Origin of the sequence: Streptomyces bikiniensis (assembly GCF_000716625.1) — a bacterium.
GTDB classification, from domain to species: domain Bacteria; phylum Actinomycetota; class Actinomycetes; order Streptomycetales; family Streptomycetaceae; genus Streptomyces; species Streptomyces bikiniensis.
Map to the genome: position 1 here is coordinate 91,837 of NZ_JNXJ01000011.1, position 22,111 is coordinate 113,947.

The window sequence follows — 22,111 nt, forward strand, 5'->3', positions numbered from 1 at the left end:
GATGCGAGGATTCGGCTTCGGATACGAGAACGGCCCGCCCCCGTGAGGGAGCGGGCCGCTGCTGTTCCACCTGAATGTTTCACGTGAAACGGCGAAGGGGCATCAGGCCTTGGGGGCCTCGACGAAGCCCTCCAGGTCGCGCAGGATGGCGGCCTTCGGCTTGGCGCCGACGATGGTCTTCACGACCTCGCCGCCCTGGTAGACGTTCAGCGTCGGGATGGACATGACGCCGTACTTGGCGGCCGTGGCGGGGTTCTGGTCGATGTTGAGCTTCACGACCTCGATCTCGCCGTGCTCGGCGGCGATCGCCTCAAGCGACGGGGCGATCTGACGGCACGGACCGCACCACTCGGCCCAGAAGTCCACCAGAACGGGCTTGCCGCTCTTGAGGACTTCCTCTTCGAAGGTGGCGTCGGTCACGGACTTCAGGGCCACAGTGGCCTCCTTGAACTCGCGGGGTGTGGGTGGGGAAAGGGCAGAGGTCAGACCACGGGGGTCTCGGCCAGCTTCTCGGGCTCGGCCACCTTCTCGGTGTCGGCGAGCGCGGCCAGGAAGCGCTCGGCATCGAGCGCGGCGGAGCAGCCGGTGCCGGCGGCCGTGATGGCCTGGCGGTAGGTGTGGTCGACGACGTCACCGGCGCCGAAGACACCCGGGAGGTTCGTACGCGTCGACGGGGCGGCGACCTTGAGGTAGCCCTCGTCGTCCAGGTCCAGCTGGCCCTTGAACAGCTCGGTCCGCGGGTCGTGGCCCACGGCGATGAAGAGGCCGGTGACCGGGAGCTCACGAGTCACGCCGGTCTTCGTGTCGCGCAGGGTCACACCGCTCAGCTTCTGGTCGCCGTGGATTGTGGTGACCTCGCTGTCCCAGGCGAAGGAGATCTTCGGGTCGGCGAAGGCGCGGTCCTGCATGGCCTTCGAGGCGCGCAGGGTGTCGCGGCGGTGGACGATCGTGACGGACTTGGCGAAGCGCGAGAGGAAGGTGGCCTCCTCGATCGCGGTGTCGCCGCCGCCGACGACGGCGATGTCCTGGTCCTTGAAGAAGAAGCCGTCGCAGGTGGCGCACCAGGAGACGCCGCGGCCGGAGAGGGTGTCCTCATTGGGGAGGCCGAGCTTGCGGTGCTGGGAGCCCGTGGTGACGATGACGGCCTTGGCGCGGTGCACGGTGCCGGCGGTGTCGGTGACGGTCTTGATCTCACCGGTCAGGTCCACGGCGACCACGTCGTCGGGGACGAGCTCGGCGCCGAAGCGCTCGGCCTGGGCCCGCATGTTGTCCATCAGGTCCGGGCCCATGATGCCGTCGCGGAAGCCGGGAAAGTTCTCGACCTCGGTCGTGTTCATCAGGGCGCCACCGGCGGTGACCGCACCCTCGAAGACCAGCGGCTTCAGCGACGCTCGGGCCGTGTAGAGCGCAGCGGTGTATCCCGCAGGCCCCGAGCCGATGATGATCACATTACGGACGTCGCTCACGGGTTTCTTCCTCGTCTCTGCAGACTGCCACTGCCTACGGGGGCGGTTGTCTCGGTCGCTCACCCCACCCAACGGATCCTAAGGGGCGTGCATTCCCGACACCGCCGCGCGGCACGTGACCGGGACGGGAAGAGGGGTCAGGAGCGGGGGTAGGCCTTGCTGAGGAGGATTTCGGCGGCGGGGCCCCCGCCCTCCGTCCGGTCGGCGCAGGAGGCGTCGAGCACATAGGCCTGGACCCGTGCGGCGTCGGCGGGGTCCGGAAGGACGAGCAGATAGGCGGGCTTCCCCTGGTACTCGCCCCGCTCGTGGCCCAGCACCGGGTCGGTGCGGCCGGTGCCGGCGAGGACGCACGCGGGAACGGCGCCCTCCCCGCTCCGCCGGGGGGCCGTGGTCCCGGTGTCGGAGGACATCGATTCGGGCCCCACTCCCTGGGGGGTCCGCAGCGTTCTGTCCTGGACCAGGAGGTCCTGGACCCGCTCCTCGACCGGCGACCCGGAGAAGGGAGCGGCGGCGAGTTCGGCGGAGGCGTCGGCCCTCCGTACGCCGTTCGCCACGCCGTCACCGGCCGTGCCGCCCGCCTGGCTGAGGTACAGGCTCGTCCCGAGCACCACGGCACCGAAGGCGGCGCCGATCGTGGAGAGCAGGGCGATCCGGCGGCGGGACCGCTGGGGGCGCCCCGGGCCGGTGGCCGCGCGGGGGCGCCCGGCGGGGCGGTCCGAAACCGGGGTGGAGGAAGAGGAAGAAGAGGGCGACTGCACGGAGGGGCGCGATGTTTCACGTGAAACAGGGGCGTCGCCGTCGTTGTCCGGGGCGGTGGCGTCGAGGAGGGCTTCGGCGGCGAGGGCGGCGTCGATCCGGCCGGCGATCTCGGCGGGCATCCGGGGCGGCCCGGGCAGGGTGCCGAGCAGGCTCCGGATCTCCTCCAGGGAGGAGCGCACGTCCGCACAGAGGGGACAGTCGTCCACGTGCCGTCGTACGGCCGCGGAACGGGACGGCGAGAGCAGCCCCTCGGCCAGGTCGGAGATCTCCGAGACGTCCGGGTGCTGTGTGGTGTCAGCCCTGTCGGCCGTGGAAGTCACGTGCGCCCACCTCCGCCCTTCACAGCAGCTGGATCTGTCGGTCCGGTGTCCGTCGGCCCCGGCACCGGTGGGACGGATGCCCCCGGCGTCCGGTTCCTTCCCTCTTCGGCGGCCTCGTTACCCACCGTGTCGGTGCGCAGATGAGTGACCATCGGCAGGAGACGCGCCCGGCCCCGTGCGCAGCGGCTCTTCACGGTTCCGGCGGGAACGCCGAGGATACGGGCCGCCTCCGCGACCGGGTATCCCTGCATGTCGACCAGGACGAGGGCGGCCCGCTGGTCGGCGGGGATCGAGGCGAGCGCGGCCAGGACCTCGCGGTGGAGGTCCCGGCGCTCCACGGGGGCCTCGGCGGACTCGTGAGGGTCGAGGAGCTGTTCGAAACGGTCGTCGTCGTTGACGGGCGAGGTCCTGCGGGAGGCGGTCTTGCGCGCCCGGTCGAGACAGGCGTTCACCGTGATCCGGTGGAGCCAGGTCGTGACGGCCGACTGGCCGCGGAAGGTGTGAGCGGCTCGGAAGGCCGAGAGAAGGGCGTCCTGGACGGCGTCGGCGGCCTCCTCGCGGTCCCCCAGGGTCCGCAGGGCCACCGCCCACAACCGATCCCGGTGCCGCCGTACCAGCTCACCGAAGGCATCGGGATCCCCGGCGACGTGACGGGCCAGAAGCTCCTGGTCGTCAGCGGCCTCGTCTATTGGATCGTCCAACGGTGAGCCCCCTCCCTGTGCGGTCGTCAGCCCAAGACCTTGACTTCCGTCAGCTTGCCTCGGAAGTTCCCGTCGTTGGCGGGCAGCTCGGTGAGCCAGATCAGAACGTAGCGGGTGGTGACGGGTGCGAGGGGCTTCAGCGTCACGTTGCTGCCGGTTTTGGATGCCCGGGTGATGTACTGATGGGGCATGGTCGGCTCGGACGCCGCGTCCGCGGGTGCGGTCCGCAGCTCCACCGAGGTGTCTCCCAGGAACGACAGTTCGACCGAGCTGATCTTCTGCGCCTTGCCCAGGTCGAGCACCATGCCCACACCGGTCTTCAGGTTTCCGAAGCGGGCGCCGTAGTAGTTGTCGGTGTACCAGTAGGTGCTGGGGTCCCCGTCGTAGGCCTTCGGTATGGCCTGCGGCTTCTCACTACCGCCGCCCAGCGGGTCGAAGTCGCGGGCGGATTCGATGGGGATCGGCTTCGGCGCCACCGGCTTCTCGTCGGTGACGATCGTCGGAGCCGGGTCCGGTGTCTTGGAGGGTTCCTTCTGGCCGAGGAGGCGGTCGGCGATCTGCCAGCTGCCCAGGCCCAGGGCAGCGATCAGGAGGGCCGAGACCGTCCACTTCAGCGCGCGGCCGGTGCGGCTCTGGAGCGGGGGCGGCGGGACGACGACCGGCTGGGTGGACGCCGGGTGCACCTGTGGACGCCCGTACGTGCCCTGCTGGTACGTCGTGCGCTGGTACTCGGGCGGGGCGGCGAACTCGGGCTCCGGCGGCTTCACGCGGGGCATCGTGGACACGGCCCTGGCCAGCTCGCCCGGGGTGGTGCAGGGCGGCTCCTGGCGCGAGGCGGTGGCCCCGTCGTTGGCGAGGGCGCGCATGGCGATCTCGGAGAGGCCCCGGTGGACGCCGGCACGGACCTGGTCGGGGGGAAGCAGCCCGACGCCCTTGGGGAGCCCGGAGAGGCCGTGGGCGTCGTTCTCGTACGGCCAGCGCTGGGTGAGAGAGGCGTACAGCAGGGCGCCGATGGCCTCGGTGTCGGTGCGCTGCGGACGCTCGGCCGTGATGCCGCGCAGGGCGGCGTTCACGGCGAGTCCGCGGATCCGGTACTGGCCGGTGGAGCTGCGCAGGACCGCGCTCGGAGTGAGCCGGAGGTGGGAGAGGCCTTCACGGTGGGCGGCGGCCATGGCCTGGGAGACCTGGCTGACGAGCTGGTAGGCGTCGTGGGCCTCCAGCGGGCCGGCCGCGAGCAGCGCGGTCAGCTCGACGGAGTCGGGCAGCCACTCGTGCACGACGTACACGAGGTCGTTCTCCTCGACGGCGTCGAGGACCTGGACGAACCGGGGGTCGCCGAGGAGGGCGGCGGAGCGGGCCGCGGCCAGGACCGAACGCGCCCGGGGGTGGTCGGCGGGCAGCAGGTGGACCCCGACGGCGCGCCGGAGCTTCTCGTCGACGGCCCGCCAGCTGCTGAAGCCGTCCAGACGGGTGACGCACTCCTCCAGCCGGTAGCGCCGGGCCAGCTTGTGGCCGCTGTGCAGTTCCGGAGCCGTGAGGGAAGGGTGTTCGCCGCTCTGTCGTTCGACCGCCTCGTTCTCCGTGGCCTCGGCGGTCTTCTCCGCCGTCTTCTCTTCTTCCGCCACCCCGTCGGTCGCGGCCTTGCCCGCCTTGGCGGTCAGCGGGTCGTCACCGCTGTTGTCGGCCACGTCGACGGCAGCCGTGCTACGTTCCGCCACCGTCGTTCCTGCCTCCCCATCCGTTGCGCCACATCCAACAGCCAAGCCAATTGTGCCCACAGTCGGACGCCATGCACGACACGCGGCCCCCGCCGATGGTTGTGCGGGACCTCCGGTTCAGCGTCCCAGGCGGCCGCGGACCATGCCGACCAGGGTGTTCAGCTCCGTGATCCGCATGCGCTTCGCCGCGACGAAGAAGACCCCGAGGAGCACGGCCCCGCCGACGACCAGGGCGACGAGCGAGCCGAGCGCGCCCTCGCCCAAGAGCTTCAGGAGACCGAATCCGACGCCACCGGCGACGATCGCGGCGGGCACGGAGGCCATGCAGAGCCGGGCGTAGGTCCGCAGCACGTGGGTGCCGTCCAGGTCGCCGCCCAGCCGGTTGCGGAGCCGGCGCCAGGCGACACCGACACCGACCGCGTAGGCGAGGCCGTACGAGGCGGCCATGCCCACGACGGCCCACTGGGCGGGCAGGACCACGTAGCAGAGCGCCGAGGCGGCCGCGTTGACGGCGGCGACGATGACCGTGTTGTAGAAGGGCGTCCGAGTGTCCTCGTAGGCGTAGAAGCCGCGGAGCACGACGTACTGGACGGAGTAGGGGATCAGGCCGAGGCCGAAGGCCATCAGGATGAAGCCCATGCCCTGGGCGGCCTCGACGCCGCTGGAGGCGTAGAGCAGGGTGCACATCGGGACGCCGAGCGCCAGGAAGGCGAAGGAGACCGGGACGATCGCGACGGCCGAGTTGCGGAGGCCCTGTGAGATGTCGTCGCGGACGGCGCCCGGGTCGTCGTCGTGGGCGGCGCGGGAGATCCGCGGCAGCAGCGCGGCCATCACGGAGACGGTGATGATGGCCTGCGGCATGCCCCAGATCAGCTGGGCGTTGGAGTAGGCGAGGAAGCCCGCGCCGTTCTTCCCGGACTCCTCGCCGGCGGCGGTGGCGAGCTGGGTGACGACCAGGACGCCCGCCTGGTTGGCGAGGACGAAGAGCACGGTCCACTTGGCGAGCTTGACGGTCTTGCCGAGCCCGTGGCCCTTCCAGTCGAAACGGGGCCGGAAGCGGAAGCCCGTCTCGCGCAGGTACGGGATCATCGCCAGGGCCTGGACGACGAGGCCGAGCAGGGTGCCGATGCCGAGCAGGCGGATGCCCTCGTCCGGAATGGTCTGCACGCCCATCTGGGACTCAGCGGAGGTGCCGTACACCCAGATGAACAGGCCGAAGGTGACGATCATGACGATGTTGTTGAGGACCGGGGTCCACATCATCGCGCCGAACTTGCCCCGTGCGTTGAGGATCTGCCCCATCACCACGTGCACGCCCATGAAGAAGATCGTGGGCAGGCAGTAGCGGGCGAAGGTCACGGCCACGCTGTTGGCCGCCGCGTCGTCGGCGATCGTGTTCGACATGAGCCGGATCAGCAGCGGCGCCGCGAAGACGGCCAGGGCGACGATCAGGCCGAGCGCTACCATGACCAGGGTGAGCAGGCGGTTGGCGAAGGCCTCGCCGCCGTCCTCGTCGTTCTTCATCGAGCGGACGAGCTGGGGGACGAAGACCGAGTTGAGGCCGCCGCCGACGGTGAGGATGTAGATCATCGTCGGCAGGGTGTAGGCGATGGTGAAGGTGTCGCCGAGCAGGGCCGCGCCGAGCGCGCCGGTGATCACCAGGCTGCGGACGAAGCCGGTGAGCCGGGAGACCAGGGTGCCGGCCGCCATCACCGCGCTCGACTTGAGCAGCCCGGAGGCGCGGCCGGTCTTCTTGGGGGCGGGCGCGGGCAGCGGGTCCGGCTCCGGGGTGGGCGGGGGCACCTGGCCGGAGGCCTGCTGGTCCCGGTAGAGGTGCGCGAAGGCGTCCGGCTCGGGGTTCTCCTCGCTCGCCCGGGTCACCAGGTCGTCGACGCCGGTGAACTGGACCGTGCGCGCGTCGTCGCCGTACGGCAGGTGGCGCGAGGGGCCGTCGGGCTCCGGCGCAGGGGTCTGCGCCCACACCCGGGGATCGGGGGCGTGCGGGGGCGCGGCCGGCTGCTGGTAGAGCGCCTGGGGGTCCTGGTAGGTGCCGGGGGGCGGCGGCGGGTGCGCGGCGCGGTCGTAGAGCGCCTCGCCCACCGGGTCCTGTGCGGAGAGGTCCTGCGCCCGGTACGGGTCGTGGGCGAAGGCGTCCTGGACGTAGGGGTCCTGGGCGTAGGGGTTCTGCCCGTAGGGATCCTGCGCGTACGGGTCCTGGGGGTGGGGGGCCTGGCCGGGCGGGTACGGGGCGTAGGGGTCCTGGCCGGTCGGGTGCGGGGCAGGGGAGCCCTGCTGCGGGGCCGGCGCCGGCGGGTGGCCGGGGCCCGAGGGCGCCGCGGGCGTCCCACCGGACGGCGCGGTGCCGCCCGCACCCTGGCCGCGGTCACCGTCGTACGGCGCGTTCATGGTTACCCCACCTCATCGTCCCCGGCCGACCGGCCACGACATCGCTCAACGGTCCACTTTCTCACCCGTGGCCGACGGGTCGCCGCTTTCGGACCCGGTGTCCGGTGTCGGGTCACTCGGCTGCTCGGGTCCGGCCGTGTCGTTTTTCCCCGGCTCCGGGCCCGGCTCGGCCGGTCCGGCCTCTTCCGGCTCCTCGGCCTTCTCCGCCGTCTCGGCGGCCCCCTCGGCGGACTCGGCCGCTTCGGCTTCGGCGGCCTGGGCGGCCAGCCGCTTGCGCTGGGTGTACATCCGCACACCGGCGAGGACGAGGAGGAGGACACCGCCGGCGATCACCAGCATCACCGTGGGGGTGATCTCGGAGACCTTCACGGTGAACGACATCGGCTTCCCGTACGGCGTGCCGTCCTCGGTGTAGAGCTGGGCCGTCACCGGCACCTGGCCGTTGACGGCGGCCGTGGCGTCGAACTTCACCGACTGGCTGTGTCCGGCGCCCACCTTCACGGGCAGCTCGGCGGCCCTCTCACCGTTGATCTTCAGCCGGTTGCCGTTGTTGGAGACGAGGCGTAGCACCAGGTGGTCCACGCCCTGCACCAGCTTGTTCTGGACGGTCACGGGGATCGTCGCGCTGCGGCCGGAGAGCGTGAGGTCCGACTTGTCGACCAGCTGGATGCCCTTGGTGAGCCGCTGCAGATAGTCCTGGACGTTGCCCCGGTAGATCGCGGCCTCCCTGGTCCGGCCGCGCCAGGACGTCGACGTCTCGCGGCTGATCGCGTTGCCGAACGGGGTCACGACGCGGTCCGGGAACGTCAGGACGACCTTGAAGTCGTTCAGCTCGTCCCGGGTGGTCTTCATGTCGCGGAAGGCCTGGACCTGGAGCTCCTGGTCACGCAGCCTCTTCGGGTACCGCGAGCCGCTGGGCACCGCGGTGGAGGCGTTCGGGTCCGGCTTGGCCGTGGCCGCCGTGACGAGGTCGCTCGGCTGGCTCCAGCGCCGGCCGGAGAGGCCGTGCAGAGCGGTCGCCATGGTCTGCGCCTGGGCGACGGTCGGCATCCGCTGGGGGGCGACCACGACGCTCCGCTGCTTCTCCGGCTGCTCCAGGGTGATCGCGAGCGACTGGGAGAGGAACTTCTGAACGGCGAGCGTGGACCCCTCCGCGCGGACCATGTCCCCCTCGAAGGCGGTGGACAGGAGCGCGTCGCTCACCACGGCCGTGGTGCTGCCGTTGCCCAGGGGGCGGGCCGCCGTGGGCGTGTAGGACAGGTCGTCGCGGACGCTGTCGCTGCGGGCGATCACCTTGTCGGCGCCGGCCGAGGTCGCGACCGCCACGATGGAGGGGTCGACGGCTCCCTCGACGGGCCAGGCGAAGTCGGTGGAGGGCTGCACGTGGAGGACGGTCTCGACCGTCACCCCGGCGAGGGCGGTGGCCGACTGGAGGTGGCCCAGGGAGCCGGGAACGTCCTTGCCGTGGTGGGCCAGGGAGGCGAGGTCGGGGTCGGCGAAGGGGAGGGCGACGACCTTGCGCCCCTGCACCGCCTTCTCCAGCTCGCCCAGCCACCGTTCGGCGAGCTCCTTGTTCGTGCCGGGGACGTGCAGGGAGCCGTCCTTGACGCGGTAGCCGTTCGCCATGGCGTCGACGGTGGCCAGGAGGTCCGGGTCGATCACCCAGGTGACCGGCAGGTTCCTGCCCAGCGAGACCATCTGGTCGAGCCGTCCGCCCGGCCGCAGCTCCGCCACCAGGGCGTCGTCCTCGAAGACCGGGGTCCGCTGGTCGTCCGGGGCGGTCTCCGCCGAGACGTGGGCCGAGGCGATCAGCGGCCAGAGGTAGGTGAGCTGGGTCTTCTTCTCGGTGGGCTCGGGCTGGTACGGCAGGAAGGTCCGCTCGATGCCGAGCACCCGGGGGTAGGGGCGGTCCGAGGTCTGGCCGGTGAGGGAGACGCCGAGCTGGTAGACGCCCGCCTCGTCGAGCCCGAGGTCGGCGACCGGGACGGAGAGGGAGAAGTCCGCGCCGAGGCCGGCGCCCAGCTCGGGGATCTTCGCGGTGGGGCCGTCCTGCACGGGAGCGGGGTCGCTGTCGTCCCGGTAGCCCGTGCGCCTCGTCGCCTGCTCGATCTCGCTGCGGCTGCTCATCCGTGGCCCGACCCGCAGCTCGACGGACGCGTCGGTGATGGCCTTCTTGCCCCGGTTGGTCACCGTGCCCTTGACGGTGACGGTGTCGCCCTCGGCGGGAGAACTCGGGGTCAGGGTGTCGATCGACACATCGACGGTCTTCGATCCGGTGGCGTCCTCGGCGGCGGTCGCCGAGGGAGCGGCGACCGCGGGGGAGGTGGCGACCGGGGCCTGGAGCAGCCCGGCGAGGAGCGGCGCCCCGACGGCGACGGTGAGTGTGCGCCGCAGCCATCGGCGGGCAGGTGAGGGACCGGTCCCCTGGATGTCTGCCGCCTCGGCCACGCGCTCGCCCGTCCTCGTCGTTGTCTGTGGTGTCGGTGGTTCCCGGTTGCTGTGTCCAGGCATGGTAACGAGGCATGCTGGGAGCAAGTGCCGGGGAGTGCTCCGGACGATCTTCGACCGGCCGCCGACGAACGCGTCCCGGCGGCCCGCCCCCGGGCCGGCCGGCGGTCCCGCCCCGGGAGACCGGCGGTCCCGTCCGGGAGGTCGGACATCCCCCACCCCCGGGAACGGGCGGCCCCGGACCCCGGGAAAACGGGGACATCGTGGTGAGCCGGGGCACGTACCCTTTTCTGTTGTGCCGAACGCCAACGAAGACACCCCGACTGCACTGAGCCAGGTGCAACGCCGCGCGGTCAGTGAACTGCTGCGCGTGTCCCCTGCCGCCGACGACCTCGCCCGCCGCTTCCAGGAGGCCGGGTTCAGCCTCGCGCTGGTCGGCGGCTCGGTACGGGACGCCCTGCTCGGCCGGCTCGGCAACGACCTGGACTTCACCACCGACGCCCGCCCCGAGGACGTACTGAAGATCGTCCGCCCGTGGGCCGACGCCGTGTGGGAGGTCGGCATCGCCTTCGGGACGGTCGGCTGCCAGAAGGACGCCCGCGTCGGGGACACCGTCCAGCGCTTCCAGATCGAGGTCACCACGTACCGCTCGGAGGCGTACGACCGGACCTCTCGCAAGCCCGAGGTCTCCTACGGCGACTCGATCGAGGAGGACCTCGTCCGGCGCGACTTCACCGTCAACGCCATGGCCGTGGCCCTCCCCGAGAAGACGTTCATCGACCCGTACGGCGGTCTGGAGGACCTGGCCGCCCGGGTCCTGCGCACGCCCGGCACGCCGGAGGAGTCCTTCTCCGACGACCCGCTGCGCATGATGCGGGCCGCGCGGTTCGCCGCCCAGCTGGACTTCGAGGTCGCCCCCGAGGTCGTCGCGGCCATGAAGGAGATGTCCGGCCGGATCGAGATCGTCTCCGCCGAGCGCATTCGGGAAGAGCTCAACAAGCTCCTCCTCTCCGCCCACCCGCGGAAGGGCCTCGGCCTGCTCGTGGACACCGGCCTCGCCAACCACGTGCTGCCCGAGCTGCCGTCGCTGCGCCTGGAGAGCGACGAGCACCACCGGCACAAGGACGTCTACGAGCACTCGCTGACCGTGCTCGACCAGGCGATCGACCTGGAGGAGGACGGCCCCGACCTGGTGCTGCGGCTCGCGGCCCTGCTGCACGACATCGGCAAGCCGCGCACCCGTCGCTTCGAGAAGGACGGACGGGTCTCCTTCCACCACCACGAAGTCGTGGGCGCGAAGATGACCAAGAAGCGCATGACCGCGCTCAAGTACTCCAACGAGATGATCAAGGACGTCTCGCGCCTCGTGGAGCTGCACCTCCGCTTCCACGGTTACGGGACCGGCGAGTGGACCGACTCCGCCGTGCGCCGCTACGTGCGGGACGCCGGCCCGTTGCTCTCGCGTCTGCACAAGCTGACCCGCTCGGACTGCACCACCCGCAACAAGCGCAAGGCGACCGCGCTCTCCCGGGCCTACGACGGCCTGGAGGACCGCATCGCCCAGCTCCAGGAGCAGGAGGAGCTGGACGCGATCCGTCCCGATCTCGACGGCAACCAGATCCAGGAGATCCTGGGCATCGGCCCCGGCCCGGCCATCGGCCAGGCGTACAAGTTCCTGCTTGAGCTCCGGCTGGAGAACGGGCCCATGGGGCACGACCAGGCCGTCACCGCGCTCAAGGAGTGGTGGGCGGCACAGGGCTGAACCGTCCTCGGCGTCCGGGCCGGGTGTTTCACGTGAAACACCCGGCCGGACACCGGCAGCTCACCGAGGGGTGGTGTTTCACGTGAAACATCACCCCTTCGCGCGTTCCCCGCGCTCCCCGCGGGTTCCGTGCAGCGCCACGGCGATCGATCCGTAGATCACGGCCACCAGAACGATCAGCGGGGCGGAGCGCCCGTCGGGCGGCAGCATCAGCGCCGCGACTCCTGCCGCGCCGACGAAGGCGACGTTGAAGAGCACGTCGTAGAGCGAGAAGACCCGGCCCCGGTACGCGTCGTCCACGGACGTCTGCACCACCGTGTCCGTCGCGATCTTCGCCCCCTGGGTGATGAGCCCGAGCAGGAAGGCGGCGACGAGGAAGGGGACGGGAGCGAAGGTCAGGCCGAGTGCCGGTTCGAGTACGGCCGCCGCCGCGGTGCACACGGTCATCCAGCCGAAGGGACCGAACCGCCGGACCGCCCACGGGGAGAGGACCGCGGCGGCGAAGAAGCCCGCTCCCGACAGGGCGACGGCGAGTCCGAGGAGACCGAGGCCCTCGGACTCGGTGGAGCTCCAGGTGTAGCGGCAGAGCATGAGCACGGCGACGAGCAGGGCGCCGTAACAGAACCGTATGAGGCCCACCGCGGTGAGCGCCCGGAGGGCGGGCCGCCGCTCGGTGAGGTGGCGCAGCCCCTCGGCCAGCCCGTGGGCGGTCGTCCGCAGGGCCGTGGTGAGGCGCTGGGGCACGAGGCCAGGATCGGGACCGAGGAGTTCCCGGGGCATCCGCAGGGAGGCGAGGGCCGCGCAGAGGTAGAGGACGGCGCCGAAGGCCACCACGGCGGCGTCGGAACCGTCGGCGAGCAGCCGGACGCCGAAGGCGAGGCCGCCCCCGACGGTCGCGGCGAGCGTGCCGGCGGTGGGGGAGAGCGAGTTCGCCACGACCAGCCGTTCGTCGTCGACGACGCGCGGGAGCGAGGCCGAGAGCCCCGCGAGGACGAAGCGGTTGACGGCCGTGACGGAGAGCGCGGAGGCGTAGAAGAGCCAGTCGGGCACGGAGGCGAGGACGAGCACCGCGGTCCCGCACGCGAGCAGGGCGCGCAGGAGGTTCCCGTACAGGAAGACCTGGCGGCGCTGCCAGCGGTCGAGCAGCACACCGGCGAAGGGCCCCACGAGGGAGTAGGGGAGCAGGAGGACCGCCATGGCGGAGGCGATCGCGGCGGGCGAGGTCTGCTTCTCGGGGGAGAAGACGACGTACGCGGCCAGGGCCACCTGGTAGACGCCGTCGGCGCACTGGGAGAGCAGCCGGACGGCGAGCAGACGGCGGAAGTGCGCCAGGCGCAGGAGTACGCGCAGATCACGTACGACGGACATGGCAGCAAGACTCACACACGAGGAGGGCCCCGGGCAGTGCCCGGGGCCCTCGATCACCGGCCGTGCGGAGTGATCAGCCGTCGTCCGTACGGCGTGACCAGCCGTCAGGCGTGCGCCGTGATCAGCGCTCGACCTCGCCCTTGATGAACTTCTCGACGTTGGCGAGGGCCTCGTCGTCGAAGTACTGCACCGGGGGGGACTTCATGAAGTAGCTCGACGCGGAGAGGATGGGGCCACCGATGCCCCGGTCCTTGGCGATCTTCGCGGCGCGCAGGGCGTCGATGATGACACCGGCCGAGTTCGGGGAGTCCCACACCTCCAGCTTGTACTCCAGGTTCAGCGGAACGTCGCCGAAGGCACGGCCCTCGAGGCGCACGTACGCCCACTTGCGGTCGTCCAGCCAGGCCACGTAGTCCGACGGGCCGATGTGGACGTTCTTCTCGCCCAGCTCGCGGTCGGGGATCTGCGAGGTGACGGCCTGCGTCTTGGAGATCTTCTTGGACTCCAGGCGCTCGCGCTCCAGCATGTTCTTGAAGTCCATGTTGCCGCCGACGTTGAGCTGCATGGTGCGCTCGAGACGGACACCGCGGTCCTCGAACAGCTTGGCCATCACGCGGTGCGTGATGGTCGCGCCGACCTGCGACTTGATGTCGTCGCCGACGATCGGGACACCGGCCTCGGTGAACTTGTCCGCCCACTCCTTGGTGCCGGCGATGAAGACCGGGAGGGCATTGACGAAGGCGACCTTGGCGTCGATGGCGGCCTGCGCGTAGAACTTCGCGGCCTCCTCGGAGCCCACGGGCAGGTAGCAGACGAGAACGTCGACCTGGCGGTCCTTGAGGATCTGGACGACGTCCACCGGCTCCTCGGCGGACTCCTCGATGGTCTGGCGGTAGTACTTGCCGAGACCGTCGAGGGTGTGGCCGCGCTGGACCGTGACGCCCTTGTTCGGGACGTCGCAGATCTTGATGGTGTTGTTCTCGCTGGCGCCGATGGCGTCCGAGAGGTCGAGGCCGACCTTCTTCGCGTCGACGTCGAAGGCGGCGACGAACTCGACGTCACCGACGTGGTAGTCGCCGAACTGGACGTGCATCAGGCCGGGCACCTTGGTCGCCGGGTCGGCGTCCTTGTAGTACTCGACGCCCTGGACCAGCGAGGCGGCGCAGTTGCCCACGCCGACGATTGCTACGCGAACCGAACCCATTCCGGTTGCTCCCTGTGTGATCGTGTGAAGCCCTGCTGTGCGCGGGATTCACGTGGTGGTGTCGTCGGACGGATCCGGCCGGGTACTGCCCCCGTGCCGGGGCAGGCCGCCCGTTTCTCCAGAATCGTTGTCGTGCGGAGCGGCGGCCCCGGGACCGGATCGTCGATCCCGTCCCGCCCGCTCGCTCTCGATGAGCTCGTTCAGCCAGCGCACTTCGCGCTCCACGGACTCCATGCCGTGGCGCTGCAGCTCAAGCGTGTAGTCGTCGAGGCGCTCGCGGGTCCGGGCCAGAGAGGCGCGCATCTTCTCCAGGCGCTCCTCCAGCCGGCTGCGGCGGCCTTCGAGGACCCGCATCCGCACCTCGCGCTCGGTCTGCCCGAAGAAGGCGAAGCGGGCCGCGAAGTGCTCGTCCTCCCAGGAGTCCGGTCCGGTGTGGGAGAGGAGCTCCTCGAAGTGCTCCTTACCTTCCGGGGTCAACCGGTAGACGATCTTGGTCCGGCGTCCCGCGAGCGACGCGGCGAGGGTGTCCTCGGGGGCGCTGCCCGGCTCCTCGATCAACCAGCCGTTTGCGACCAGCGTCTTGAGGCAGGGGTACAGCGTTCCGTAGCTGAAGGCCCGGAAGACGCCCAGCGAGGTGTTGAGCCGCTTCCGCAGCTCGTACCCGTGCATCGGGGCCTCGCGCAGCAGGCCGAGGACGGCGAACTCGAGGATGCCGGAGCGTCTGCTCATCCGTCGCCTCCTCCGGTGCCGTGGCCCTTATGCCGTGCTGATGTATCGGCTCGATACATCAGCACGATAGAGCGGTCACTCTGCGGCGACAAGTGGACCCGTCGTGACCGGCGTCACATCCTCGATTCACAGGAGTCGACTTGCCTGATTTGGGGTGAACTCCGGCTCCAGGTGGTTTTTGGCCGTGCGTAGTCTGTGCGGATGCAGACCACCGGGAACCGAGCGACGCCCTGGGGCGTCAGTGCTGCGGGTGACCGGCTGCGGTACGGGGGGACCTCCGATGGGTCCCGGCCGTGCGCATTTCGGGGGGACCGGAACTCAACTGCCGCTTCCAGGCGTACTCGCCTGCCCGAGGAGTAGTCGTTCGATGAGCGAGCATCGTCGCAAAGCGCCGCAGCAGCAGCCACCGACCGGTGGACGCGCGGCGGCACGGCGCGCTGCCCAGCAGCCGGGGGGCCGCAGGTCGGCCCCGGCCCGGAACGTCGGTACGGGGGCCCCTTCGGCCTCCTACGGACCTCCCTCCTCCCACGGCGGGGAGGAGCGCCCCTACGGGGGACGCGCGGAGGCCCGCCGGGCCGCCCAGCGCGGCAGCCGCAGGAAGGGCGCCGGCTCCGGTCCCGGCGGCCCCGGTGGATCCGGTGGCGGCCGGCGCGGTGGCGGCGGCGGGGGGCGCGGCCCGGGGGGCGGCCCCGAGGGACGCGGACCCGGCAAGAAGCGGTTCATCGACTACCCGCGCCACAACAAGTACGGCTGGCGCCGTTGGCTGCCCTCGTGGCGGCTGGTGACGGGCACGTTCCTGTTCTTCGCCGCGAGTCTGATGGGCGCGGCGGCCCTCGCGTACTCGCAGGTGGACATCCCCAACGAGGCCGACACCGCCAAGTCGCAGAACAACATCTACTACTGGGCCGACGGGTCCGTCATGGTCGCGACGGGCGACGGCGCCAACCGCCAGATCGTCAAGCTTCCGCAGATCTCGAAGCACATGCAGAACGCCGTGATCTCGGCGGAGAACAAGACCTTCTGGGACGACGCGGGCATCGACCCGAAGGGCATGGGGCGCGCCATCTGGAACATGGCCAAGGGCGGCCAGACCCAGGGCGGCTCGACGATCACCCAGCAGTACGTGAAGAACAACCTCCTCGACGACCAGTCGCAGACCCTCACCCGGAAGATGAAGGAGTTCTTCATTGCCCTGAAGGTCGGCAACCAGGTCGACAAGAGGGACGTCATGGCCGGCTACCTGAACACCGCGTACTACGGGCGCGGCGCCTACGGCATCCAGGCGGCCTCCCGCGCCTACTTCAACACGGACGCCGACAAGCTCGACCCCAGCCAGGCGGCGCTGCTCGCCTCGGTGCTGAAGGGCGCGACGTACTACGACCCGGCCGGCTACCCCGAGATCGACCCCGGCGCCACCCAGGAGAAGAACACCGAGCGCGCCACCAAGCGGTGGAAGTGGATCCTCGACGAGATGGCGAAGGACGGGCACATCACGTCCGCGGAGCGGGCGAAGTACACGGAGTTCCCCAAGCTCCAGAAGCCCGGCCAGAGCGCCAAGCTGAGCGGTCAGATCGGCTACCTCGTCAGGACCGCCAAGGCGAACATCAAGACCCAGTTCGACCTCAGCGAGGCGGAGCTGGAGCGCGGCGGGTACCAGATCTACACCACCTTCGACAAGAACAAGGTGGCCGCGCTCGAGAAGTCGGTGAAGAAGGTCTACGACGAGCACATCGACCCCGAGAAGCGTCCCAAGACGGACACGCACGTCCAGTTCGGCGGCGCCTCCGTCGACACGGACACGGGAGAGATCGTCGCCATCTACGGCGGTGTCGACGCCACCAAGCACTTCACCAACAACGCCGACGCCACCGGCGCCATGGTCGGATCGACGTTCAAGCCCTTCGTGCTCGCGGCCGCGATGACGGACGGCGTACGGGACAAGGAGCTGGGCCCGGAGCAGGACGCCTCCACCCGCACGATCGTGGACCCGGACAAGAGCCGCTACTCCGGCAAGAACGGTTTGGTCGTCCGGAAGTACAACGGTGAGATCTGGCACAACGAGAAGGGCGAGGAGTGGCGCCAGACCAATGACGGTCAGGAGGACTACGGCAACATCTCGCTGCGCAGGGCCATGGTCCGGTCCGCCAACTCGCCCTACGTCCAGCTCGGCATGGACGTCGGCATCGACAAGGTCCGGGAGGCCGCGGTGAAGTCCGGCCTGCTGGAGAGCTCGCTCGTCAAGGGCGAGGTCCCCTCGTTCTCCCTCGGCATCTCCAGCCCGAGCGCCATCCGCATGGCGGGCTCCTACGCGACCTTCGCCAACCAGGGCAAGCAGAACGACCCCTACTCCGTGAAGGAGGTGAAGAAGGACGGCACCGTCGTGCACAAGCACAAGGCGGAGCCCGACCAGGCCTTCACCCCGGCCGTCGCCGGCAACATCACCGACGTCCTCCGGGACGTCGTGGACGAGGACGAGGGCACCGGCAAGAAGGCCCGGCTCCCCGGCCGCGACGTGGCCGGCAAGACCGGTACGACCGACGACAACCGGTCGGCCTGGTTCGTGGGTTACACCGCGCAGCTGGCGACGGCGATCGACATGTACCGCTACGACGACGACGACACGAAGAAGGACCGCAAGTTCGAGAAGATGTACGGCACCGGCGGTCGTGACACGATCCACGGTTCATCGTTCCCCTCGGAGATCTGGCGCGACTACATGACCGTGGCCGTCAAGAACGACCCGAAGGTCAAGTTCCCCAAGCCGGAGAAGCTGGAGAACGCCGAGCCCGTCTTCGGCGGCGGTGCGTCGAGCCCCACGCCGACGCCGACGGCGACCGAGTCGGCGACGGCCACCCCGTCGACGACTCCCCCCACCACCCCGTCGACGACCCCCCCGACGCCGACCAAGTCGCCGAAGCCGACCAAGACGACCTGCAGCATCTGGGACCCGGACTGCTACAACCCGGGCGACCCCGGCGGCAACACCGGAGAGCCCACGGGCACGCCGACGAACACCGGTGATCCGGATCCGTCCGGCTCGCCGACGGACGACGGGGGCGGCAGGCCGGGCGGCACCGGGAACAGGCCCAACGACGGGTCCTGGTTCCCCTAGACCCCTCCGGGGCCACTCCTCCGGGCCGTCGCGGCCGCTCCGTACCCTCCGTACGGGGCAGGCCGCGGCGGCCCCGCCGTTTTCCCGGGGACGTACGGCAGGATGTCCCCCATGCCGAGCCTCCAGAAGACGAGCGCGCCGCGGGAGCGTCCGCGGACGGTCATCCCCACCCACCGGGACGAGGTGGCCGCCGCGGGCAGCGAACTGATCGGCGGCCCCTACGGACGCCGGGCGCTGCCCGGCACCGGCCGGCTGTCCCCGGTGCGGGTGATCGCCCTGGTGGCCATCGGCATGTTCGCCCTGGGCATGGTGCAGAAGCTGCCCTGCTACAACTGGGCCTGGTTCCGGGGGACGACCTCCCAGTACACGCACGCCTGCTATTCGGACATCCCGCACCTCTTCTCCGGGCGGGGCTTCGCGGACGGCCTGGTCCCCTACTTCGACCGGCTGCCCGGCGACATACCGTTCCTGGAGTACCCCGTCCTGACCGGGCTCTTCATGGAGGTCGCGGCCTGGCTGACGCCGGGCGGCGGCGAGACGGCGGAGCGCGAGCAGGCGTACTGGCTGGCCAACGCCGGCCTGCTGATGGTCTGCGCGGCCGTCCTGGCGGTCTGCGTCGCCCGGACGCACCGCCGGCGTCCCTGGGACGGCCTCCTGGTCGCCCTGGCGCCCGCGGTGGCGCTCACGGCCACGATCAACTGGGACCTGCTCGCCGTCGCGCTGACCGCCGCGGCCGTCCTGATGTGGGCGCGGAGCCGTCCGCTGGCCTTCGGGATCCTGCTGGGCCTTGCCACGGCCGCCAAGCTCTACCCGGCTCTGCTCCTCCTCCCGCTGCTGCTGCTCTGCTGCCGCGCCGGGAAGTGGCGGCAGTACGGGGCCGCGGTGCTCGGCTTCGCGGGGTCCTGGCTGGTTGTGAACCTGCCGGTGATGCTGCTCGCGCCGGAGGGGTGGAAGCAGTTCTACGTCTTCAGCAGGCAGCGGAACGTCGACTTCGGTTCGGTCTGGCTGCTCATCAGCCAGCGCACGGGCGACCCGATCCCGCCCGACCGGGCCAACCTGTACGCGCTGCTGCTCATGGGCATGGCCGCGATCGCCCTGGCCCACCTGACGTTCACGGCCCCCCGCAGGCCCCGCTTCGCCCAGCTGGCCTTCCTGGTCGTCGCCGCGTTCGTCCTCGTCAACAAGGTCTACTCGCCGCAGTACGTGCTGTGGCTGGTCCCGCTGGCGGTGCTCGCCCGGCCGCGCTGGCGCGACTTCCTGATCTGGCAGGCGTGCGAGGTCATGTACTTCCTGGGCGTCTGGACGTACCTGGCGTTCACGGCCGGCGGCAACAAGCAGGGCCTGCCGGTCGACGGCTACCAGTTCGCGATCGCCCTGCACCTGCTCGGCACGCTGTACCTGTGCGCGGTGGTCGTGCGCGACATCCTGGTGCCCGAGAAGGACCCGGTCCGGCAGGACGGCTCGGACGACCCCTCGGGGGGCGTCCTGGACGGGGCGGAGGACGTCTTCGTGGCGGGCGGCGCGGCGCACCCGGCGCGGCACGCCGCCCCCGCCTCCGGAGAGGCGCAGCGGGTCAGGTGGGGCGCTTCCGGGGAGCAGGACTCCCGGGGCTGAACGGCTGCCTCCGGTCCGGGGCCCTCAGGACCCCGGACCGGTCGCTCAGCGCTCGACGAGGCGGTCGAACTGCGTCGTGGTGTGGCGCAGGTGCGCCACGAGCTCGTCGCCGACCCGGGGCTCCTGGGCGTCGGCGGGCACGAACAGGATCGACACCTGCATGTGCGGCGGCTCGGCGAACCAGCGCTGCTTCCCCGCCCACACGAACGGCGACAGGTTCCGGTTGACGGTGGCGAGGCCGGCCCGCGCCACGCCCTTGGCGCGCGGCATGACGCCGTGCATCGCCTTGGGGGCCTCCAGGCCCACGCCGTGCGAGGTGCCGCCGGCGACGACGACCAGCCAGCCGTCCGACGCGGCCTTCTGCTGGCGGTAGCCGAACCGGTCGCCCTTGGCGACCCGGGTCACGTCGAGGACCGCGCCCCGGTACTCCGTGGCCTCGTGGTCGCCCAGCCAGAGCCGGGTGCCGATGCGGGCGCGGAAGCGCGTCTGCGGGAACTGCTGCTGGAGCCGGGCCTGCTCCTCGGCCCGCAGGTGGCTGACGAACATGGTGTGCAGCGGCAGCCGGGCGTTGCGCAGCCGGTCCATCCAGGCGATGACCTCCTCGACGGCGTCGGTGCCGTCCGGGCGGTCCAGCGGGAGGTGGAGGGCGAAGCCCTCCAGGCGCACGTCCTCGATGGCGGCGTGGAGCTGGTGGAGCTCCTCCTCGCGCACGCCGTGCCGCTTCATCGAGCTCATGCACTCGATCACGACCCGGGCGCCCACCAGGGCGTGGACACCGTCCACGGAGGAGACGGAGCGCACCACCCGGTCGGGCAGCGGAACCGGTTCCTCGCCCCGCCGGAAGGGGGTGAGGACCAGCAGGTCGCCGCTGAACCAGTCCTTGATGCTCGCGGCCTCGTACGTGGTGCCCACGGCGAGCATGTCGGCGCCGAACCGGGCCGCCTCGTCGGCGAGCCGCTCGTGGCCGAAGCCGTAGCCGTTGCCCTTGCAGACGGGGATGAGGCCGGGGAACCGGTCGATGACCGACTTCTGGTGCGCCCGCCAGCGAGCGGTGTCGACGTACAGGGAGAGCGCCATGGCCGGCCCGGAACCTTTCTGATGGCTGCGGTGTGTCAGGGGTGACGGGTGTCCACGCGTGACGGGTGTCCACCGGTCGACAGGTGTCTGTAGGAGACGGGTGTCTACGAGGGTACGGAACCGGGGGCGGCACGTCCTGGGGCCGTGCCGCCCCCGCGTCGGTCAGCGCCGGGACATGTACATGTCGAGCGCCTTGTGCAACAGCTTGTTCAGCGGGAAGTCCCACTCGCCGACGTACTCGACGGCCTCGCCGCCCGTGCCGACCTTGAACTGGATGAGGCCGAAGAGGTGGTCGGTCTCGTCCAGCGAGTCCGAGATGCCCCGCAGGTCGTAGACGGTCGCGCCCATCGCGTAGGCGTCGCGCAGCATCCGCCACTGCATCGCGTTCGAGGGCCGGACCTCGCGCCCGATGTTGTCGGAGGCGCCGTAGGAGTACCAGACGTGCCCGCCGACGACGAGCATGGTCGCGGCGGAGAGGTTCACCCCGTTGTGACGGGCGAAGTACAGGCGCATGCGGTTGGGGTCCTCGCTGTTGAGGACGGTCCACATGCGCTGGAAGTACGAGAGCGGGCGCGGCCGGAAGCGGTCGCGGACGGCCGTGATCTCGTACAGCCGCTGCCACTCGGCCAGGTCCTCGTAACCGCCCTGGACGACCTCGACGCCGGCCTTCTCTGCCTTCTTGATGTTGCGGCGCCACAGCTGGTTGAAGCCCTTGAGGACGTCGTCGAGCGAGCGGTTCGCGAGCGGCACCTGGAAGACGTAGCGGGGCTGCACGTCGCCGAAGCCGGCGCCGCCGTCCTCGCCCTGCTGCCAGCCCATCCTCCGCAGCCGGTCCGCGACCTCGAAGGCGCGCGGCTCGATGTGGCTGGCCTCGACGTCCTTGAGGCGCTTGACGTCCGGGTTCTGGATGCCGGACTTGATGGCGGCCGAGTCCCAGCGGCGGATGACGACCGGCGGACCCATCTTCACGGAGAAGGCGCCCTGCTGCTTGAGGTGCGCCAGCATCGGCTGCAGCCAGTCGTCGAGGTTGGGCGCGTACCAGTTGATGACCGGACCCTCGGGCAGGTAGGCCAGGTAGCGCTTGATCTTCGGGAGCTGGCGGTAGAGGACCAGACCGACGCCGACCAGCTCGCCGGTCGCGTCGAACCAGCCGAGGTTCTCCGAGCGCCACTCGGTCTTCACGTCGGCCCACGCCGGGACCTGGCAGTGGCTCGCGGCGGGCTGGCTCTGGATGTACGCCAGATGCTGCTCACGGCTGATGGTCCTCAGGGTCAGGCTCATGCGGGGCGCTCCTCGGCAGGTGTGTCCCCATCGGTCAGGGGCTCCGGCTCTCGCGCCGAAGCCTACTGCGACCGGGGAGCGCCCCGTATGTCTGTACGGGCCCTGACGTGCCGCGGGGGCCGCCCGGACCTGCTCCGGTGCGGCCC

Annotated in this window: 15 protein-coding genes; 3 read left to right on the top strand and 12 right to left on the bottom strand. The window is 70.8% G+C overall.

Features of this window, described 5'->3' with window-relative positions:
* Window positions 1-102: 102 nt before the first annotated feature.
* From trxA to OO47_RS11160, 7 genes are all read right to left on the bottom strand, one after another.
* Complete coding sequence (trxA, locus tag OO47_RS11130) at window positions 103-435, bottom strand: thioredoxin (RefSeq protein WP_030206773.1); 333 nt, start codon at window positions 433-435, stop codon at window positions 103-105.
* Window positions 436-482: 47 nt separating this feature from the next.
* A complete protein-coding gene (gene trxB / locus OO47_RS11135) occupies window positions 483-1,466 on the bottom strand; it encodes a thioredoxin-disulfide reductase (protein ID WP_030206776.1) in 984 nt (327 codons plus the stop codon).
* A gap of 137 nt (window positions 1,467-1,603) precedes the next feature.
* Entirely contained in the window at window positions 1,604-2,545 is a 942-nt protein-coding gene (locus OO47_RS11140; protein WP_030206779.1) for an anti-sigma factor, read from the bottom strand.
* Window positions 2,542-3,246, bottom strand: coding sequence for an RNA polymerase sigma factor SigM (sigM, locus tag OO47_RS11145; protein ID WP_030206781.1), 705 nt, complete (start codon window positions 3,244-3,246; stop codon window positions 2,542-2,544). The genes OO47_RS11140 and sigM overlap by 4 nt, the downstream gene beginning before the upstream one ends.
* A 26-nt stretch (window positions 3,247-3,272) precedes the next feature.
* A complete protein-coding gene (locus tag OO47_RS11150; RefSeq protein ID WP_030206783.1) occupies window positions 3,273-4,964 on the bottom strand; it encodes a protein kinase family protein in 1,692 nt (563 codons plus the stop codon).
* Window positions 4,965-5,081: 117 nt separating this feature from the next.
* Window positions 5,082-7,370, bottom strand: coding sequence for a murein biosynthesis integral membrane protein MurJ (murJ, locus tag OO47_RS11155; RefSeq protein ID WP_030206785.1), 2,289 nt, complete (start codon window positions 7,368-7,370; stop codon window positions 5,082-5,084).
* Window positions 7,371-7,415: 45 nt separating this feature from the next.
* The gene (locus OO47_RS11160; RefSeq protein WP_030206791.1) at window positions 7,416-9,818 is read right to left on the bottom strand and encodes a DUF6049 family protein; all 2,403 of its coding nucleotides are present in this window, start codon (window positions 9,816-9,818) and stop codon (window positions 7,416-7,418) included.
* A 295-nt stretch (window positions 9,819-10,113) separates the two neighbouring features.
* On the opposite strand from OO47_RS11160, the gene OO47_RS11165 reads away from it, so the two are divergent.
* Entirely contained in the window at window positions 10,114-11,580 is a 1,467-nt protein-coding gene (locus OO47_RS11165) for a CCA tRNA nucleotidyltransferase (RefSeq protein WP_199812289.1), read from the top strand.
* Window positions 11,581-11,670: 90 nt separating this feature from the next.
* Here the strand turns inward: OO47_RS11165 and OO47_RS11170 are convergent, their stop codons facing one another.
* The 3 genes from OO47_RS11170 to OO47_RS11180 form a co-directional block, all read right to left on the bottom strand.
* Window positions 11,671-12,948, bottom strand: coding sequence for an MFS transporter (locus OO47_RS11170; protein WP_030206798.1), 1,278 nt, complete (start codon window positions 12,946-12,948; stop codon window positions 11,671-11,673).
* A gap of 121 nt (window positions 12,949-13,069) precedes the next feature.
* Window positions 13,070-14,152: an inositol-3-phosphate synthase gene (locus tag OO47_RS11175; RefSeq protein ID WP_030206801.1), complete on the bottom strand. Its 1,083-nt coding sequence runs from the start codon at window positions 14,150-14,152 to the stop codon at window positions 13,070-13,072.
* Between the two features lie 48 nt (window positions 14,153-14,200).
* Window positions 14,201-14,881 (bottom strand): PadR family transcriptional regulator, encoded by a 681-nt coding sequence (locus OO47_RS11180; protein ID WP_030206803.1) that lies wholly within the window; start codon window positions 14,879-14,881, stop codon window positions 14,201-14,203.
* A gap of 367 nt (window positions 14,882-15,248) precedes the next feature.
* Between OO47_RS11180 and OO47_RS11185 the strand changes: the two genes are divergently transcribed.
* Both OO47_RS11185 and OO47_RS11190 read left to right on the top strand, forming a co-directional pair.
* Window positions 15,249-17,993 (top strand): transglycosylase domain-containing protein, encoded by a 2,745-nt coding sequence (locus OO47_RS11185; protein ID WP_033208771.1) that lies wholly within the window; start codon window positions 15,249-15,251, stop codon window positions 17,991-17,993.
* A gap of 111 nt (window positions 17,994-18,104) precedes the next feature.
* On the top strand, window positions 18,105-19,607 hold the full coding sequence (locus tag OO47_RS11190) for a glycosyltransferase family 87 protein (protein WP_030206810.1): 1,503 nt from the start codon (window positions 18,105-18,107) through the stop codon (window positions 19,605-19,607).
* A 45-nt stretch (window positions 19,608-19,652) separates the two neighbouring features.
* Here the strand turns inward: OO47_RS11190 and OO47_RS11195 are convergent, their stop codons facing one another.
* Both OO47_RS11195 and OO47_RS11200 read right to left on the bottom strand, forming a co-directional pair.
* Complete coding sequence (locus OO47_RS11195) at window positions 19,653-20,684, bottom strand: alanine racemase (protein WP_030206812.1); 1,032 nt, start codon at window positions 20,682-20,684, stop codon at window positions 19,653-19,655.
* A gap of 162 nt (window positions 20,685-20,846) precedes the next feature.
* Complete coding sequence (locus OO47_RS11200; protein ID WP_030206814.1) at window positions 20,847-21,965, bottom strand: lipid II:glycine glycyltransferase FemX; 1,119 nt, start codon at window positions 21,963-21,965, stop codon at window positions 20,847-20,849.
* Between the last annotated feature and the right edge of the window lie 146 nt (window positions 21,966-22,111).